The sequence below is a fragment of the Colwellia sp. BRX8-4 genome (assembly GCF_014077345.1).
Taxonomy (GTDB): Bacteria; Pseudomonadota; Gammaproteobacteria; order Enterobacterales; family Alteromonadaceae; genus Colwellia_A.
Map to the genome: position 1 here is coordinate 20818 of NZ_JACGVS010000009.1, position 19042 is coordinate 39859.

Annotated in this window: 19 protein-coding genes; 12 read left to right on the forward strand and 7 right to left on the reverse strand. The window is 37.5% G+C overall.

Annotated elements, in window-relative coordinates:
• Positions 1-134: 134 nt before the first annotated feature.
• Positions 135-1169: a succinylglutamate desuccinylase/aspartoacylase family protein gene (locus tag H4J56_RS09260; protein WP_182259227.1), complete on the forward strand. Its 1035-nt coding sequence runs from the start codon at positions 135-137 to the stop codon at positions 1167-1169.
• 104 nt (positions 1170-1273) lie between these two features.
• Here the strand turns inward: H4J56_RS09260 and H4J56_RS09265 are convergent, their stop codons facing one another.
• Both H4J56_RS09265 and H4J56_RS09270 read right to left on the reverse strand, forming a co-directional pair.
• A complete protein-coding gene (locus H4J56_RS09265; protein WP_182259228.1) occupies positions 1274-1894 on the reverse strand; it encodes a LysE family translocator in 621 nt (206 codons plus the stop codon).
• 54 nt (positions 1895-1948) lie between these two features.
• A complete protein-coding gene (locus H4J56_RS09270; protein WP_182230416.1) occupies positions 1949-2359 on the reverse strand; it encodes a hypothetical protein in 411 nt (136 codons plus the stop codon).
• 330 nt (positions 2360-2689) lie between these two features.
• Between H4J56_RS09270 and ccoN the strand changes: the two genes are divergently transcribed.
• The 11 genes from ccoN to ttcA all read left to right on the forward strand — a co-directional run bounded on the left by ccoN (position 2690) and on the right by ttcA (position 12912).
• A complete protein-coding gene (gene ccoN / locus H4J56_RS09275; protein WP_182214369.1) occupies positions 2690-4114 on the forward strand; it encodes a cytochrome-c oxidase, cbb3-type subunit I in 1425 nt (474 codons plus the stop codon).
• 10 nt (positions 4115-4124) lie between these two features.
• A complete protein-coding gene (ccoO, locus tag H4J56_RS09280) occupies positions 4125-4769 on the forward strand; it encodes a cytochrome-c oxidase, cbb3-type subunit II (RefSeq protein WP_070376712.1) in 645 nt (214 codons plus the stop codon).
• Positions 4770-4774: 5 nt separating this feature from the next.
• Positions 4775-4969 carry a CcoQ/FixQ family Cbb3-type cytochrome c oxidase assembly chaperone gene (locus H4J56_RS09285; RefSeq protein ID WP_070377255.1) on the forward strand — a complete coding sequence of 65 codons (195 nt, stop codon included), beginning with the start codon at positions 4775-4777 and terminating at the stop codon, positions 4967-4969.
• Positions 4962-5924, forward strand: a complete 963-nt coding sequence (gene ccoP / locus H4J56_RS09290; RefSeq protein ID WP_182214367.1) for a cytochrome-c oxidase, cbb3-type subunit III — start codon at positions 4962-4964, stop codon at positions 5922-5924. Before H4J56_RS09285 ends, ccoP begins: the two co-directional genes overlap by 8 nt.
• A gap of 163 nt (positions 5925-6087) precedes the next feature.
• The gene (locus H4J56_RS09295) at positions 6088-6582 is read left to right on the forward strand and encodes a FixH family protein (RefSeq protein ID WP_182214365.1); all 495 of its coding nucleotides are present in this window, start codon (positions 6088-6090) and stop codon (positions 6580-6582) included.
• A gap of 89 nt (positions 6583-6671) precedes the next feature.
• A complete protein-coding gene (locus H4J56_RS09300; RefSeq protein ID WP_182259229.1) occupies positions 6672-9080 on the forward strand; it encodes a heavy metal translocating P-type ATPase in 2409 nt (802 codons plus the stop codon).
• A 29-nt stretch (positions 9081-9109) separates the two neighbouring features.
• A complete protein-coding gene (ccoS, locus tag H4J56_RS09305) occupies positions 9110-9322 on the forward strand; it encodes a cbb3-type cytochrome oxidase assembly protein CcoS (RefSeq protein WP_182214361.1) in 213 nt (70 codons plus the stop codon).
• 5 nt (positions 9323-9327) lie between these two features.
• Positions 9328-10005 (forward strand): sulfite exporter TauE/SafE family protein, encoded by a 678-nt coding sequence (locus H4J56_RS09310; RefSeq protein ID WP_259364981.1) that lies wholly within the window; start codon positions 9328-9330, stop codon positions 10003-10005.
• A gap of 38 nt (positions 10006-10043) precedes the next feature.
• A complete protein-coding gene (gene fnr / locus H4J56_RS09315) occupies positions 10044-10763 on the forward strand; it encodes a fumarate/nitrate reduction transcriptional regulator Fnr (RefSeq protein ID WP_182214359.1) in 720 nt (239 codons plus the stop codon).
• Positions 10764-10912: 149 nt separating this feature from the next.
• Positions 10913-11839: a universal stress protein UspE gene (uspE, locus tag H4J56_RS09320; RefSeq protein WP_182244457.1), complete on the forward strand. Its 927-nt coding sequence runs from the start codon at positions 10913-10915 to the stop codon at positions 11837-11839.
• A 110-nt stretch (positions 11840-11949) separates the two neighbouring features.
• Positions 11950-12912, forward strand: a complete 963-nt coding sequence (gene ttcA / locus H4J56_RS09325) for a tRNA 2-thiocytidine(32) synthetase TtcA (RefSeq protein ID WP_182214355.1) — start codon at positions 11950-11952, stop codon at positions 12910-12912.
• A gap of 109 nt (positions 12913-13021) precedes the next feature.
• Here ttcA and H4J56_RS09330 read toward each other — a convergent pair whose 3' ends face one another.
• The 5 genes from H4J56_RS09330 to H4J56_RS09350 all read right to left on the reverse strand — a co-directional run bounded on the left by H4J56_RS09330 (position 13022) and on the right by H4J56_RS09350 (position 19029).
• Positions 13022-13870 (reverse strand): glucosaminidase domain-containing protein, encoded by an 849-nt coding sequence (locus H4J56_RS09330; RefSeq protein WP_259366437.1) that lies wholly within the window; start codon positions 13868-13870, stop codon positions 13022-13024.
• A 57-nt stretch (positions 13871-13927) separates the two neighbouring features.
• Positions 13928-14716 (reverse strand): hypothetical protein, encoded by a 789-nt coding sequence (locus H4J56_RS09335; RefSeq protein WP_182214352.1) that lies wholly within the window; start codon positions 14714-14716, stop codon positions 13928-13930.
• Positions 14717-14799: 83 nt separating this feature from the next.
• The gene (locus tag H4J56_RS09340) at positions 14800-15363 is read right to left on the reverse strand and encodes a DUF1415 domain-containing protein (RefSeq protein WP_220465931.1); all 564 of its coding nucleotides are present in this window, start codon (positions 15361-15363) and stop codon (positions 14800-14802) included.
• Positions 15356-17134 (reverse strand): ABC transporter ATP-binding protein/permease, encoded by a 1779-nt coding sequence (locus H4J56_RS09345; protein ID WP_182214350.1) that lies wholly within the window; start codon positions 17132-17134, stop codon positions 15356-15358. The genes H4J56_RS09340 and H4J56_RS09345 overlap by 8 nt, the downstream gene beginning before the upstream one ends.
• Before the next feature lie 401 nt (positions 17135-17535).
• Positions 17536-19029 carry a methyl-accepting chemotaxis protein gene (locus tag H4J56_RS09350; RefSeq protein WP_182214348.1) on the reverse strand — a complete coding sequence of 498 codons (1494 nt, stop codon included), beginning with the start codon at positions 19027-19029 and terminating at the stop codon, positions 17536-17538.
• Positions 19030-19042: the final 13 nt, after the last annotated feature.

Below are 19042 nucleotides of genomic sequence, written 5' to 3' on the forward strand. Positions count from 1 at the left end.
ACCCTAATCAACAAAGACTTACCCCAAGTTGTGACATGCTAATTCATTGTACCGCCTTAGAGAGACACTTTGCTGACAAAGTTAAGTATCTTTAATGACTACCACTTACACAAACAGGATATTGGAAATAGCTAATGGACATAGATTTTGATGAAATCACCTATTTAAAAAATCCAGGTTCTCTTTTACTAAAAGCCGATTATATACAGTTTTTAATGACATTGACCGGGCCTACAGTGATTGATATTACCGGCAGTGATCAAGATAAATGTCGGGTATTTACCACACTATTACATGGCAATGAACCTTCAGGGTTAATTGCCATGCATCGTTGGTTAACGGCTAATGAGCAACTACCTGTGCCAACAACCAATGTCCGCTTTATTATTTGCTCGGTTGAGGCCGCTAATATTTCGCCGTTATTTAGTCGTCGTTATCTTGATGGCGGTAAAGATATTAATCGCTGTTTTTCTGGTGATAAAATTCCAGATTGTGGCTTTTGTCAACGAGCTTTACTGATAGAGAAAGCCATAAAAGAGGTTAATCCAGAACTTCTTGTTGACTTGCATAATTGTGCAGGGTCTGGACCTGCGTTTGCTATAGCACCGATGATAACGCCTGAGGTGTTATCAATAACGTCTTATTTTTGCCAGACCCTTATATTATCAGGTTTACAATTGGGAACATTAATGGAACGAAAGTTTGATTGCCCAATGATCACGGTAAAATGTGGCGGTAGCAAGGACGAACAGTCTCATCATGTTGCTTACCAAGGTTTAAAGCAGCTGACCTTAAATAAACAAGCTAAAACCTTCCAACAAAATAGAGCGGTTGATATTATTTATCGACCATTACGTTTAGAGTTAAAACCACACACCCCTTTAACTTATGGTGATCACGATGAAGGCTTGAGTGGTGTTTGTATAAAATCAAATATTGAACAACTTAACTATGGTATTTCTCGAAAAGATCAAATGTTAGGCTGGGTTGATGACAAAGGACTTGATAATTTTGTTCTCATTGACGAGCATGGAAATAATGTGATTGATGATCATTTTAGCTGTCGTAAAAACATTTTAACCTGTGCCGTTGATTTACGCATTTTTATGGCAACTGAAAATAAAAACATCGCTTTAAATGATTGCTTATTTTACGTGATAAAAGTTTAGTCAACGGCCCAAAGAGTAAAAGATAACGTTTATTATGAGCTGGATAATAATAACAGTGCCCTAGTAAATAGGGCTAAAAATGATAATGCTCTTTTTAACAAGGATTAACTTAGTGCTAACCAAACCCCCACCCCGGCCATAAGTGTTCCTGCTATTCGATTCATAAGTTTGACGTTATCTCCCTTCGAGAGGAAAATTCTCAGCGTTTTACCACCACTTGCATATAACATCATACAAGTAAACTCTGAAACCATAATCACAGCAACTAAAACCATTAACTGAGGAGTTATTGCCAATTGAGTATTAATAAACGGTGGTAGGAGTGAAACCATAAATGCCCACCCTTTAGGATTTGAAAGAGCGGTAAACAAGCCTTGATTAAATAAGGTAAGTCGCCCTATATTCGCAGGCTCTTGGGCACTGCTTAGCGACATTCGTCCCTTTGATAACCACATTTGTACACCAACATAAACCAAATAGGCTCCGCCGATATATTTTACTACAGCAAAGACATCGGGATATTTAAGCATTACTGAAGCAACACCAACAACCGCTGCAATAGCCACTGCAGCAACGCCAATGAGTTCTCCTAGCATCATCCACAAGGTTCTTTTTACACCAATACTCATGCCGAGTGTTAGGGCTAATGTCATACACATTCCAGGGGTAATACTTACAAAGAAGAATGTTGGTATGAATATAACTAAAGTGGTGTAATCAATCATCAGGGTAACTATCTAAGTAAAATTTGGCGTAGCTTATCAGAAGATATAATTGAACTAAAAGCGACTCGACTGAAAATCGATAAAAAAACTTGTTTGTTCTTTATCATTATTCGCTGATTTTTTTTCTACTGTTAACCATAACCGCCAAACCATATTATCTTCAGAGCAGCTACCTAACATTGTTTCTGCAACAAAATAATTTTTCTCTGTGGTGATGTCCTCAGTAAAAAACAAGGGAATTTTACCCATAAACATTGTTTTTCCTTCCATGTAGCCAACGACACTATACGAATCTTCAGCGGAAAAGTTATCCTTAAGCAAATGATCTTTTTTAAGTTCAACCCGTATATCAAAAGGGTGTTCTGTTAGCACTTTTCCAACATTAAACTTAACTAACATCCTGCCAAAAATGGTTTTAACTTCACAGATGCTTTGCGAAGTTAAACACTGAAATGGCAAACTCACTTGTTGAGATTTTTCTTGGGCGTCACAGCTGACAATGCTGACTAAAAAAAAAGCGATTAATAGCCTTTTGTAATTAAAATTATTAATAGGACAGTCTCTCTTTGGTGCTTTATGTACATTAATCGTACTAAGCTTTTAAATATTATTGATCTACAACAAAATTACTGCATATTCTAATGACTTTTCGATGCAAAATTATTACTATATACGGGAGATTTTTTATCGCTAGATGAAATTTATATTTTCAATTGTAACTTATCATTGGCGCTTAGTTTTTTTAATCATAAAAAATCGTTTTACGTTAACAATTATAACTGCGGAAACCATAACATGTCTCAAAGTAATGCGTCATCAGTAGACTACAATTTTGATGTTGTACGTCAATTTACTGTTATGACAGTAATATGGGGAATTGTCGGTACCCTCGTTGGTGTTCTAATTGCAGCTCAATTAATTTGGCCTGCGTTGAATTTCGAAACACCTTGGTTGACCTACTCCCGTCTTCGTCCACTTCACACTAATGCAGTTATCTTTGCATTTGGTACAAGTGCCTTATTTGCTACCTCTTATTATGTGGTTCAAAGAACCTGTAAAACAACATTATTTGGCGGCAAACTTGCTTCATTTACCTTTTGGGGCTGGCAAGCAGTTATTGTGCTCGCTGTTATCACGCTTCCTATGGGCTACACATCAAGTAAAGAATATGCTGAATTAGAATGGCCCGTTGACATTTTAATTGCCATTGTATGGATAAGTTACGCCATCGTTTTCTTTGGGACACTCGTTAAACGTAAAACCTCGCATATTTATGTTGCTAACTGGTTCTTTGGTGGCTTTATACTAACTGTTGCGGTATTACACATTGGTAATTCAATGGTAATTCCTGTTTCTATGATGAAGTCTTACTCTATCTACTCAGGTGCTATCGATGCGATGATGCAGTGGTGGTATGGACATAACGCCGTTGGCTTCCTATTGACCGCTGGTTTCCTAGGTATGATGTATTACTTCGTACCCAAACAAGCTGAACGTCCAGTTTACTCTTATCGTTTATCTATTGTGCATTTTTGGGCATTAGTTTCTTTATACATTTGGGCTGGCCCACATCACTTGCATTACACTGCACTGCCAGATTGGGCTCAGTCTGTTGGTATGGTAATGTCTATCGTGTTATTCCTACCTTCTTGGGGTGGTATGATTAACGGTATTATGACGCTTTCTGGCGCATGGCATAAACTTCGCCATGACCCGATTCTTCGCTTCTTAATTGTTTCATTGTCTTTCTACGGTATGTCTACCTTTGAAGGTCCTATGATGGCAATTAAATCTGTAAATGCACTTTCTCATTACACTGACTGGACCATTGGTCATGTGCATTCTGGTGCTTTAGGCTGGGTTGCTATGGTGTCAATTGGTGCTATGTACCATTTAATTCCAGTGCTATTTAATCAAGGTCGCATGTACAGTATTAAGTTGATCAATGTGCATTTCTGGTTACACACAACAGGTATTGTTTTATATATAGTTGCTATGTGGATTTCAGGTGTCATGCAAGGGTTAATGTGGAGAGCGGTTAACACCGATGGTACGCTAACTTACAGCTTTGTTGAAAGTTTAACGGCATCATACCCATTCTACTTTATCCGTTTCGTTGGTGGTGTATTAGTTGTTGCTGGTTTCTTATTGATGGCTTACAACATGTTCAAAACTATCTATGCTGAAGACGAAAGTCTTAAGCCCGTTGCCATAGATTAGGAGGCTGACGATGAAAAATAAACATGAAAAATTTGAAACAAATGTTGGTTTGTTTGCTATTTTCACTATTCTCGCGATAAGTATTGGCGGCTTAGTTGAAATAACACCGTTGTTTTTTCAAAAAGCAACGACAACACCTGTTGACAACCTCAGACCTTACACCGCTTTAGAAATGGAAGGTCGTGATATTTATATCCGTGAAGGTTGTAATGTATGTCATAGCCAAATGATACGTCCTTTTCGCGCTGAAACTGAGCGATACGGGCACTATTCAGTCGCTGGTGAAGGCGTATGGGAACATCCATTCTTGTGGGGTTCTAAACGTACAGGTCCTGACTTAGCTCGTGTTGGTGGTCGTTATAGTGACGATTGGCATCGTGCGCATTTACTTGACCCTCGTTCAGTGGTTCCAGAGTCGAATATGCCTTCGTTTAGCTGGTTAGCTGAAAACAAGTTAGATGGCGAATTAACCGAGAAGAAATTAGCTACTTTTAATTTCTTAACGCGCAATCGCAGCCATAAAGATGAACAAGGTAATCGTATCCCGTTATATTCAGCTGCAGATTTAGCCGGTGCTAAAGACGCGGTTAAAGATAAAACGGAAATGGAAGCTCTTATTGCTTATTTGCAATCTCTCGGTCATGCGTTGAAATAATGATGATGGATTATGGCACCCTCAGAGGGTTAATAGCTTTATTAATATTGGCACTATTTATTATTATTGTGGTTTGGTCTTATTCTAAAAAGCGTAAAAGCGCTTTTGATGAAGCTGCAAACTCTATCTTCGAAGAAGATAAAGAAAAGACTGAGCTTAATGACGTGAATGGCAAACAGGAGACTAATAAAAATGTCTAGCTTCTGGAATATATGGGTTTGGGTTTTAACCCTAGGAACTTTAGTCGGTTGTTTTTTACTACTTCGCTATTGTTTAAAGAACTTTGCAGGTGTTCCTGAAGGTGAGTCAATGGGACACACCTTCGATGGCATCGAAGAATTGAATAATCCACTGCCGCAATGGTGGAGTACATTCTTCTTATTAACTATCATTTGGGCTTTTGGTTATTTAGCACTCTATGGTTTAGGTAATTGGACTGGATTTATTGGTTGGAAAAGTTCTAACCAAGGAATTTTGAATCTTGCTGAATCTAAAGCGCAGATAATCGCCGCAAAAGAAAATGGTTATTTAGTACAGTATGACCGTGAAATTGAAGCCGCCGATTTAAAATATGGTCCAATTTTTGATGCCTATGCTGCACGCACCATTGAAGACTTAGCCACTGATGAAGAAGCGTTAAAAGTAGGTCAACGCCTATATTTACAAAATTGTTCTCAGTGTCATGGTTCAAATGCAAGTGGTACTACCGGTTTCCCTAACCTAACCGATAAAGACTGGTTATACGGCGGAGACCCACAATCGATTAAGCATACACTTCTATATGGTCGTAATGCTAACGGTATGATCGCTTGGGGCTCAGCATTAGGTGATCAAGGCGTTAAAGATGTTGCCGCCTATGTACTGAGTTTAAGTGGTCGTGAAGTTGACGTTGCCAGTGCTGCTGCCGGTAAAGAAAAGTTCGCTCTGTGCGCAAGTTGCCATGGTGCTGACGGTAAAGGTAGTTTAGCTATGGGTATTCCTTTAGGAGCGCCGAACTTAACTGACAACATCTGGTTGTATGGCGGCTCTCCACGTGCCGTTGAGTCATCTATTAAAAATGGTCGAGCTGGTGTAATGCCCGCATGGAAAGATATTTTAGGTGAACAAAAAATACATCTTGTTAGTGCATATGTGTATAGTTTATCGCAAAAATAACTGCGTTTAATTAGTCTCAATATATCAGCCTTGCGGTATTATTACCGCAAGGTTTTTTTATATCTTCCAAGCCAAGAATAGTGAGTAAATTGTTGGTTTTTTAATAGTTCCCAATAGAAAAAAGTCGTATAATACGCGCACTTTCACCGACTGAATTTTTAATATGAAAACATCTTGGTATAAAGAGCCTTGGGCTTGGTTCGTTTTTATTCTCCCCGCTACCGCGGTTGTTGCTGGTATTTCGACTTACTTTATTGCTAACCATAATCCCGATCCATTAGTCGTTGGTGATTACTATAAAAAAGGTAAAGCAATTAACCTAGAAGTCTCTAAAGTAAAGCTTGCCCAAAAATTAGGGATGCGCTTTGCATTAAAACTGCAAGATAACGAATTAATTATCAAACCTACCGGTATTGATAAAGTATTCCCGGTGTTAAATCTTAATTTTTATCACCCGACTCTTGCTGATAGAGATTTCTATTTAGCACTCACGCCTGACGGTAATGGCTATTTTAGGCATGTCTTTGATGAACCAGTAAAGGGAAAATGGCGCTTAACCATAACGCCTTTTGAGAATCACTGGAAAATTCAAAATACTATTTTCTTACCTCAAAGTGAATTTATCGATATTATTCCTAATGTTAGAGAAGCTAACTAAGCGCCAATAGTCTCTATTAGCTTAGGTGTTGATTAACCTCACCTAAGCAACACCTCTATAAAAACCAATTATTTGCTTGGCCTCAACATATGAAAACACTTTGTTATCACTGCAGTGAAATTGTTCCTAATGGGTTAGATTTATCAATAAAAATTGAGAATACCATGCAGCCGATGTGCTGTATTGGATGTCAAAGTGTTGCTCAAGCGATTATTGATAACGGTTTAGGTGAATATTATCGTTTTAGAACAGCTCCCGCACTAAAAGGTGAGCCTCTAGTTCCTGAGCAGTTACAACGTAATAAGTTACTTGATGATGACAGCCTACAAAGTGAATTTACTTATAAAAATGATGAATATAACGAAGCAATTTTAACGATTGACGGTATAAGCTGCGCGGCATGTGCGTGGCTTATCGAAATGCAACTTATCAAGATAAACGGCTTAATTAAAATTAATGTAAATGCCACGACACAACGTGCAACTGTTCGATGGAATAATAGTGAAGTACAACTTAGTGAGCTGATTAATCATATCAGAAATATTGGTTACCAAGCCCTCCCTTTTAAAGCTAGTACCGCCGAAAAACTTAACAAAACTCAAAGTAATAATTATATTAAACGCCTAGGTATCTCTGGTATTTTAATGATGCAAGTCATGATGATCGCTTTTGGCTTATACTTTGGCGCCTTTTCTGGCATGGATGAGTACAACTTAATCTATTTACGCTATGCGAGCTTATTTTTGACCTTACCTATTGTCACCTATGGCGCATTACCCTTCTACAAGGGAGCTATTAATGCTTTAAAAGTGAAGCGTTTATCTATGGATGTTCCTGTTGCTATAGCGATTTCACTGGCATTTTCGGCCAGTGCTTGGGCAACAATCACTCAGCAAGGTGAAGTCTATTTTGAATCAGTATCGATGTTCACTTTTTTACTACTTATTGGTAAATTTTTAGAATTTAGAGCAAGAAGTCGCGCCGCGGAAGTCTCGGCTAACTTGCTTAAGTTAATGCCGATGATAGCGACAAAACTCATTGATGATAAAGGAACAGAAAAAGAAGTCATACTACCAGCAAAAAAACTTCGTCCTCTCGATATTGTACTCATAAAACCAGGCGAAGTGGTTCCCGCTGATGGCACAATAATTACAGGCAGCAGCCAACTGAACGAAGCGATGTTGTCGGGTGAGCAGTTACCCTTAAATAAATCAATAGGCGATACTGTCTTTGCAGGCACTATAAATGGTGACGGTAATATCAACGTTGAAGTTAAACAAGCCAGTGAACATTCTTTTTTAAGCCAACTGATCAGATTAAGTGAATCATCTCAGGCGCATAAACCCAAATTAGCAAAATTATCAGATAAAATCGCTCAATACTTTGTTGCGGTTATTTTACTAACCGCTATAGGTACTGCATTTTATTGGCAACAGCATTTACCTGAAGAAGCTTTTTGGATCACCTTATCGGTACTCGTTGCTACCTGCCCTTGCGCATTGTCACTGGCAACCCCCACAGCGTTAACCTGTGCGACCACACGCTTAAACCGTGAAGGTATCATGATCAAATCTGCACATGTTATGGAAACATTACCAAAATTAACCACTATTGCTTTTGATAAAACAGGTACCTTAACTTCTGGTGATTTTTCTATTAATGAAATAAAGCGCTTTAATAATAAAAAGCTTAACTATAGCAAGCAGCAGGTTTTAGCTATAGCAGCAGCGCTCGAGTCTTATTCTGAGCACCCTTTAGCCAAACCGTTTAAAGCATTTCGTGATTACTCCTACCATACTCAAGCCGTTGAAATTAAATCTGGTGCTGGTATTCAAGGGAAAGTGAACGGTCAATACTTTCAAATCGGTAAACCTAATTGGTTGCTTAGCGAATCAAGTATGTTGGCAGAATTTGCGACGGCTTCTTGCCTATTAGTAGCAGACAACCAATTAGTCGCTGCTTTTTACTTAAGTGATGAAATTCGCAATGATGCCCAAACGCTGTTAGATGACTTAAAGAAAAGTAATATTTATACCATCATGCTATCGGGTGATAACCCTGCTGGCTGTAAAAAAGTTCAGGCATTGCTACATTTAGACGAGATACATAGTACTTTGACTGCGGCTAATAAGATGGCGATAATAAAAAATCAGCCTAAAAACTCAACCGTTGCTATGGTCGGCGATGGTGTCAATGATACGCCAGTATTCGGCGCAGCCCATGTCTCGATTGCTATGGGGAGTGGCACCGATATAGCTAAAAGTGGTGCCGATGTTATCTTACTCAATAATCGTTTAAAGTCGATAACAACATTAAGACAGGTCGCCAATAAAACTCGTCGCATTATTTGGCAAAATTATTTTTGGGCATTCGGTTATAATGCTATCGTATTGCCCCTTGCCGTCTCAGGCTACATTACTCCCTATATGGCGGTTATAGGTATGTCTGCAAGTTCGATATTGGTTATCACTAACTCGTTACGTTTATTAAAAAAGTAAACGCAAACTTATAATAGAGCATAAAGACCATGAGCATTATTTATATTTTGATCCCCATAGCGATAATCCTAACCTCTATCGCCATTTATTTATTTTTTTGGGCAGTAAAAACTGAACAATTTGATGATTTAGAGAAACAAGGTATGAGTATCTTGTTTGATGAAGATGAAAACACTACCACCAAAAAGTCCACTGAAACCCATAGCGAAAATACAGCTAAAAATGATACGGGTAGTAAATAACAGCCATGTTGAGTATAGATTATTTATCGGCATTCATCATCGGCTTGTTAGGTTCGGGACATTGTATCGGTATGTGCGGTGGTATAACAACGATGTTAACATCTGCTATATCACCGCAACAAAAAGGCAGCGATAAATTTAAGCTGGTCGGTGCATATAATGTTGGCCGAATTTTTTCTTATAGCTTAATTGGGGCAATCGTTGGATTTAGTAGTTCTATTGCAATAAAGAATATTGGCGTTCCATTAGGTTTTTTAAGGTTATTTGCAGCGGTATTTTTAATTTTATTAGGCTTGTATTTAGGCCAATGGTTAATGTGGCTATCAAAAGTTGAAAAAATGGGTAAGTTCCTTTGGCGCTATCTATCCCCGTTAAGTAAAAGGTTTATTCCCATTAATAATGCTAAACAAGCGCTAGCATTAGGAGCAGTCTGGGGATGGTTACCTTGTGGTTTAGTCTACTCAACATTAACTTGGTCCTTAGCCAGTGGAAGTGCCCTCAGTGGCGCCCTAATTATGACCAGTTTTGGTTTAGGTACTTTACCAGCCTTGTTAAGTCTTTCACTTGGCTCTTTTGGTATAAAGTCGTTGGTAACAAACACGAAATTCAAGAAAATAATGGCGCTAATGATAATTTCATACGGAATATACAGTTTAATGTTTGCATATAAGCAATTGTTTTAATATGATCGATAAATTAGGGATAACTCATTTAGGTTAATATGTATAAAAAGCCATGTTCTACATCTCAACATATTCATTGTCAAAACTGTAGTATCAGCGAGCTGTGTTTACCTTTCTCTTTAAATGATAAAGAACTCGATACACTAGACAGCATTATTGACCGTAAACGCCCTATTCATAAAGGCGAACAAATTTTCCAAGATGGCGACAAAATGCAAGCTTTATACGCTATTCGCTCTGGAACATTCAAAACATTTACGGTTAATGAACAAGGTGAAGAACAAATTACCGGTTTTCATTTAGCGGGTGATTTATTAGGTTTTGATGCTATTGCTGAGTCAGAGCATCCTAGTTTTGCAAAAGCCTTAGAAACATCTATGGTCTGTGAGATACCTTACAATACTTTAGATTCATTATCGAATACGATGCCTAAGTTGAAAAAACAAATTCTTCGCATGATGAGTTCCGAAATCCGCTCAGATCAAGAAATGTTAACGCTACTTAACCGCAAAAATGCTGAACAACGCTTAGCAACTTTTATTTCAACCTTAGCCAGTCGCTATCATGCACGGGGTATGTCACTAACAGATTTTCGCCTAACGATGACGCGAAGTGACATTGGTAATTATATTGGTTTAACGGTTGAAACCATCAGTAGATTATTAAATCGTTTTCAAAAAAATGAATTAATCACAGTTGATGGAAAACTCATCACAATACTTAATATGGATAAACTTAACGAGTGTGCTTCACTGTAGTTTATCGCTTTTTTAAATAATTATAGATAAATGCTTAACATTAAAGATGTTAAGCATTTTTTTTATTGAAATATTATGATTTAAAGCAAATAATATCTATTAATTATGGTCTATTATTAATATTATTTAATAACTAGGGAGTAAATATTATGGATAAGTATAAAAAAATATTAGCCGTTATTGATCCAACCACTGAAAATCAAAAAGCGTTGAAACGTGCGATTGAATTAGCACGACATAGTGGCGGACAGATCACTGCATTTTTAACCATTTATGATTTATCTTATGAAATGACCACCATGCTTTCTGGCGATGAGCGAGAAGCAATGCGTCAATCGGTTATTAATGATCGTAAACTATGGTTAGAAGAAAAGATTTCAGAAACTGATCACCAAGACATAACCATAGATACCTGTATTATTTGGCATAATCGCCCATTTGAAAAGATCATAAAAAAAGTACTGGCTGAAAACTTCGATATTGTCATCAAAGGCACCCATCAACATGACAAGCTAAAGTCGGTTATTTTTACGCCAACAGATTGGCATATCTTAAGGAAATGTCCCTGCCCAGTATTACTGGTTAAAGACCATAGCTGGCCAAGCAATGGTAATTTACTTACCGCACTCAATATCGGTAGCGATGATGATGAGCACAAAGCGCTTAATAATAAGTTAACCCAAGAATCAATAGTGTTTTCTTCACTGATTAAAGCCAATGTCCATTTAGTGAATTCTTATCCAGGTACGCCAGTAAATATTGCCATTGAAATTCCAGAGTTTAACGCCTCTGAATATAACGACACTATGTTTAATCATCACAAAAGTGCGATGAAAGACCATGCTAATAGCTTTAATATTCCGCTTAAAAATACCCATGTTAAAGAAGGTTTACCTGAAGATGTTATTCAAAGCATTTCTAAGCACGTTGATGCTGAATTAGTTGTGTTAGGTACTATTGGTCGAACGGGGATTTCAGCGGCACTTATTGGTAATACTGCAGAGCATGTCATTGACCGCCTTAACTGTGATGTCTTAGCGATAAAACCTGATGGTTACCTCTCGCCATTAGCTTAATATTGAAATATGTAAATATCCATTAAAAAGCCGAGGATTTCCTTGGCTTTTTGCTATACTACGCGCGGTAAAATTCATACTTTTTATTTCAAATATCTCTAGGAAACACTATGAGCGCTCAATCAGCGACACCAATAACATCTTTAACACCCAGCCAAAAAATACAGCTGAGTAAACTTGAGAAGCGCTTAAGACGACATGTTGGCCAAGCTATCGCGCAATATAATATGATAGAAGATGGCGATAAAATAATGGTGTGCTTATCGGGTGGCAAGGACAGTTACGCCCTTCTGGCTATTTTAATGTTGTTAAAAGAATCAGCGCCCATTCATTTTGATATTGTAGCCGTTAATCTTGATCAAAAACAACCCGGTTTTCCTGAGCATATCCTTCCCGAATACTTAGAAGCTTTAGGTGTTGAATATAAAATTGCGCAAGAAGATACCTACTCTATTGTTAAAGATAAAATACCTGAGGGGAAGACCACCTGCAGTTTATGCTCTCGTTTACGCAGAGCTATTTTATACAAGGTCGCGGCAGAAATAGGCGCAACTAAAATTGCACTAGGCCATCATCGTGATGACATGGTTGAAACACTGATGCTAAATATGTTTTATGGCGGTAAATTAAAATCAATGCCAGCAAAATTGGTCTCTGATAATGGTGAGCATGTCGTCATTAGACCGTTAGCTTTTTGTAAAGAAGCAGAACTCATCCAATATGCACAACTAAAAGCGTTCCCAATTATTCCTTGTAATTTATGTGGCTCTCAACCTAATTTACAACGTCAAAACATTAAGAAAATGTTACAGGACTGGAATGTTAATCATCCAGGACGAATTGAATCTATGTTTACTGCCATTCGCAATGTGGTTCCATCACATTTGTGTGACAGTGAACTTTTTGATTTTAAAGGGATTAACGCTGATTCAGGCATTATCAATGGTGGCGATATCGCTTTTGATGATGAACCTATTATTGCCGCTCAATTAACAAACAACGTCAATATTGAAGACAATTCAAAAGCCAAACTTTCATTAAGTAACAGTTTGAATATTATAGAAATAAAGTAGAATCTACCTTAATTAATACCAAGTATCTAAGCGCGATAACAACACCAGTTAAAAGAATGAATGTTATCGCTCGCCATCATTAACTGACGCGTAATACAATAAGCCGAGCCTAAATAACCTTAGGTTTTGGCTTCGACAATATTTTATCAAAATACACTTTATTATGGCGGATCATTTCTGTTATTTCTAAGACATAATCAGTGCCTCTAATAGAATAACGCAGTAATCCTGTTGCTAAGATTTGTGGCGATAGTGGTTGTTCTTGAGCGCGTAACTGCCCTCTAATTGAACGAAAAACACCATAAGCATGATTTGTATTAATATTGTGTAAATAACGCTGTACCGCATGCTCTAAACTATTAAATGCCGCTACTTCATGTTTAGCACCGTCATCTCTTCCTCTTGGCACCATGCCACAACCCTTTTTATAGCACCACATACCAAAAAAGTTTAAACCAACTCGAGCAAAACGAGAAGTGCCCCAAGCTGATTCATTGGCTGCCTGCACTAATACTAGTTCAACAGGCACAATATCAATACGCAACAATAATTCATTAAGTTGCTGTAGCGGCGAGTGTTTTTGATTAACTTTATATTTCTTAATTAATCGCTCAAGCAAAGCTTGTTGATCTGCTAAAAGATTTTCCTCGAGGAAAAGTGTTTCTATCATCAAGGAGACTTCTGCCCTTAACATAAGAATATTGCTATTCTCTTGCGCTATTGCTGGATAAATATAACGGAAAAACTGACGTTTTTTCGTTTTAACATCGCTTATAGAAGCAAAGTTTGGGATCTTAACGTTATGAAGCGGTTGCTCAACCACTTTTACTTTCGCCTTGACCACAGGAACGATAACAACGTTTGTTACTTCCGGCGTGGGAAGTTCAAAAGTTGGCGCTAAAAAAGTGAAGGGCGCAATAAGCGCAAGAAAAAATACACTTATTAACACAGTTCTCATCAAATATTGAATGATCATAGTAGCCTTTTTGTTAACAATAAGGTTTTGCACAGAGCTTTACGCTGAAAATGTATCACTCGTTTGCTGAGCGGGTACATCCGTCGCTTGTAACTGCATGCCAAAAATCTCTCGATATAAAATGCCTTTAACATTATAAAATAGCGGCGCTATAAATGTTAATGCGACTAAGAAAAGCATAACACCAATCACTGAAAATTGTGTTTTAGCAAGAATGGCTAAGGGGATTAAAGATAAAAATAAAGTTAAAAAGAGTAAGCTATAAATAGCGAGTAACTTAAACCACTGAAAACGTGTAACTTGTAAACTCAAGGTGATAGCTTTTATCGGTGATAATTTTTTATCTACTACAAGCGGCAGTACTAATGACAAGGCGACCGCTAAATAAATACCTGGAAAAACAAATAAACTCATACCTAAAGTTATTAATACTGACGTTAACAGCGCACAAACAGCAACCCAACTGCCTCGTTTTAAGAAAGCAAAAATTAATTTACTATTGGTTTTTAAACCAACGGCATGAAAAACGCCCATCATCTCGACACCAACTAAAAAAGGATAGATAACCATAGTGACAACAATATTTAATAATGTTGTTGATTGTGGGTCTTTAATCACTTGTTCAATACCACCCATGGTATTACTGATCAAAAATGAAACAACAATCCCCAAAATAAGCGTAAAAAGTAATCCTAAATTAATAGCGATTCGCGAGCGAAGTGTTAATTGCCACGCCTCTTTTAATACCGAAGAAACGTCAATAGTATATTCACCCTGCAAAGACTTTTCTATGCTACCACCAATTTGTACTACTTTTTTTTCATCCACGAAAATGACTACCTTTGTGTAAATTTTTCAACATTATAGCAAGTTGATTTGATATTGGAAAATAGCATAAATTTTCACCTGAATTATCGGTGTAATTTAGCAATACGTTTTAATATATTTTGAAAGTAATGAGCACCTTTCTCTTGGGCTAAGGCAATATTATTATCAGGTATTTTCTGTGGATTTTTATACACAGATAATACCTTTTCCATACTCGCTTCTCGAATTAAATGAAGCGTGGGTAATGGCGAACGGTTAGTATAATTAGAGGCTGCGTTAAATGGCTCACCTTCAAAATAATAATCAGGATGAAAACTGGCGAGCTGAAAGACACCTTCATAACCTAAGGTGAACAACAATTCATTAGCCTCATCGAGTAAATCAAGGTAGCTTTCAAAACCTTTAAAGCCTTCATTAAAAATCAATAAAGTCGTTTCTATGCTGGGGTCAGCGACGAGTCTTTCAAATTCTATGGCTAATTCTGCTAAAGCCGATTCAACCTTTTTTGCTGGGCAAAGTTGATAATGTATCGTGTTATTAACAAACTCTTTTTTTGCAAAAGGGCAAAAATTCAAACCAATAATTATTTCTTCTAGCCACTGCTTAGTTTGTGAAATTTCAACGGCATACATTTGTTTATCAGGCATTTTGTTGCAGTTGCCACATCGTTGCGTAATGACCCTTTTTAGTGAGTAGCGTTTGATGATCGCCCTGCTCGATTATTTCCCCTTTGTGCAGGACAATAATATTATCGGCATCAATAATAGTTGATAATCGATGAGCTATCACTAAGCTAGTGTGATCTTTAGCCACCTCTTTGATTGCTTTTAAAATAGCTTGCTCTGAGTGACTATCAAGTGACGACGTTGCTTCATCAAAGACCAAAATAGCAGGATTTTTCAAAATGGTTCGGGCGATGGCAACCCGTTGCTTTTCGCCACCAGAAAGCTTTAAACCACGCTCGCCAACGACGGTATCAAAACCTTTTGGTAACGAGGTAATAAAGTGACTTAAATGCGATAATCTTGCAGCTTCTTCAACTTGTGCATTACTCGCGTTTACATTGCCATATTTAACATTTTCAAATAAACTTTCATTAAATAACACCGTATCTTGTGGCACGATGCCAATATTCTTTCTCAAGGAATGTTGCGTAATATCAGTAACTGCTTCGCCGTCAATTTTAATACAGCCTTGTTGGCAGTCATAAAAACGAAAAAGTAGTTTCACTAAGGTCGATTTTCCTGAGCCACTCTCGCCAACAACAGCGACTTTTTGACCCGCTTTAACCTCGAATGAAACATTTTTTAAAATGGGTCTTTGCTCATCATAAAAGAAGCTAACGTTATCAAATTTAATAGCACCATGGCTTATCGCTAATTCTTTGGCATCTTGTGCATCTACAACCTTAGGTACTTTTTGCAACAAGGTAAACATTTGCTCAATATTTGCTAAAGAACCTTTTATTTCTCGATAAACAAATCCTAAAAAGTTTAAAGGGATAAACAGTTGCATCATAAAAGCATTAACCAGGACAAAGTCTCCTAAGGTCATTTGTTGATGAGTCACTTGATAAGCCGCTAACGCTAACATTGCCGTCATCGCTAACGACACGATAATGGCCTGACCACCATTTAAAGCAAACAGTGACAAACGGTTTTGCATTTTTGCTTTTTCCCAATCAGCTAATTGACTGTCGTAAGCTGTTGATTCATATGATTCATTAGTAAAATATTTAACCGTTTCATAATTTAACAGACTGTCTATTGCGCGAGTATTACTTGATGAGTCAGCTTTATTTGCGGCTCTAATGTAACGCGTGCGCCATTCTGTTGCGTAAATCGAGTAAGCGATATAGCTGGCAATAGAGACGCCGGTGATCAGCGCAAACCAAATGCCATAATTCACCCATAATATGGTAATAACCATAATTATTTCGAGTAAGGTTGGCACAATATTAAAAACCATAAACCGCATTAAGAAGTTAACCCCAGACGTACCACGGTCAATGTCACGCGAGAGTCCACCTGTCTGGCGGTCCAAATGAAAGTCTAAGTCAAGTTGATGCAGGTGCTCGAAAACTTTCAAACCAATGCGGCGGATCGCTCGTTCGGTAACACGGCCAAATAAGGTGTCGCGTATTTCTGCCAGTAGCACAATAGTTAAACGCACTAAACCATAAGCGGCAACTAAAGCAAAAGGCACAATGAAAATATTGTTTTCTTGTTGAGCATCAAGTCCGTCAACGATATCTTTTAAGATAAAAGGCAGATAAACACTGGCGAGTTTAGTTAACACCAAACAAAACAACGCAAAACCTATTCGCACTTTAAATTCGAGTAAGTAGGGAATAAGTGACTTTAGCACTCGCCAATTAATGGTGGCATTTTCAGGTGACGAGTAGGAAGATCTGCGCATTAAGGGATATTACTCTGGTAGGAATTAGGCAAACTTTAACGGCTTTAATCACTTAAAGCAATCAAGAAAATCAACCCATAGTGAACACAACATCTGTTTTTCACTTAATTGAATAAGCGCTGCCGCACTGTAGTAGCTATAAACTGAGTATATTAAGTACGTCTCTGTATATCTAATCCATAACGCCACTTTAATCATGACGCTGATCTGAAATAAACAGCTAAAAAAACTGATTATAATTTGTTGTTAGCAAATTATAATCAGCATTTAATCGTCTCTAAGAGCGAAGGAAAACTCCATAGTTATTTAAAGTTCCCCCCTTTTAAATAGATGAGTAAAATCTATCAGTAAAAGAATCACATACCGGTAAATATACGTACCTAAAAATTTAATGCCTTACGTTAAGCTTTAAATTGTTGCGTTAATTTATTGAGCTCATCTGAAGAACTTTGCATAAGTTGAGAATTTTTTGTCATCGCATTTAATTGTTCTAAACTGCTATGACCTGCGCTAACAATTCTATTAACGTTGCTGCTTAACTCTTCTGCAACAGTACTTTGTTCTTCAACCGCAGAGGCTATTTGCGTCGCCATTTCAGTAATTTGTTCTGTAGAGCTTAAAATGCTACTAATAGACTCACCTGAACTGAGTGCATTTTCAACTGACGCTTTACTTTTAACCTGGCTATCTTCCATAACATGAACCGCTGATTTAGCACCTGATTGTAAACGTTCAATGGTCTGCTGAATTTGTGCAGTGCTTTCTTGAGTTCGACTGGCCAAAGCCCTAACTTCATCTGCAACCACAGCAAAACCACGCCCTTGCTCTCCAGCACGAGCCGCTTCAATGGCAGCGTTTAACGCCAATAAGTTTGTTTGTTCGGCAATTCCGCGAATGACATCTAAGACTGAAACAATGCCTTTAACATCATCCTCAAGTGCACCAACCACCTTAGTGGCTTCATTAAGGTGATCAGATAAGCCATTTATTGACTCAATAGACTCTTTAATAATAGCGGATACTGCTCGTGCATCTTGATTTGCTTGCTCTGCTGAGCCTGCAGTTAACTGAACATTATTAGCAATTTCTTTTGCTGACGCAGACATTTCAGTGATGGCGGTAGCCACCTGATCCGTTTCAGACTGTTGATTTTCTAAATGCCCACGACTGGCCTCAGAAGCTTGATATACATTTTGTGACACCTCTGAAGTCTGCTTTACCGACAATTGAATAGATTGAACAAGCAATTGAATTTTATCAACAAAGACGTTGAATGACTCTGCAACAAGGCCTATTTCGTCTTCACGTTTAACGCGTAGTCGCTGCGTTAGGTCGCCTTCTCCACGCGCAATATTCTCTAAAGCATTGGCAACTTCACTTAAAGGCTGCGTCACTAGTTTAGCGAATAAAAAGTAGATCGCTGAAATTAAAAATACGTCAAGCAATACTCCTTTAACAATGATGCGAGAAGCTAAAGATGACAATTCGAGATCTATTGAAGAACTATCGATAAACAAAGTAACATTACCAACACTGGTACTTTGACCGTCCTCAATATGTTGTAACTTAAAAGTGATCGCTTCGTTTGTTTTCTTTCCTTTTGATTGAGATATTGTTTTTTTATCTTCATTGGTTATTTCTATTAAAGCGATGTCTTCTGATTGTTGTTCCGAGTTTAAAATACCCTTCATTTGATCTTCTTCATAATTCCAAACAGCAGAAGGCAAATTAAGTTTTAATCGAGATTCGACCAAAGAAAGTTGATTTATTTGCTTATTTTTCAGTAAATTACTTTGTGCCATATAATCATACACACCAAAAGAAATGACGAGTGTGGTGACAATAATCAATGCTGAAAAAATAAGTTTAAATGATATAGATTTAGTAACGTTCATATTATTTTTATAC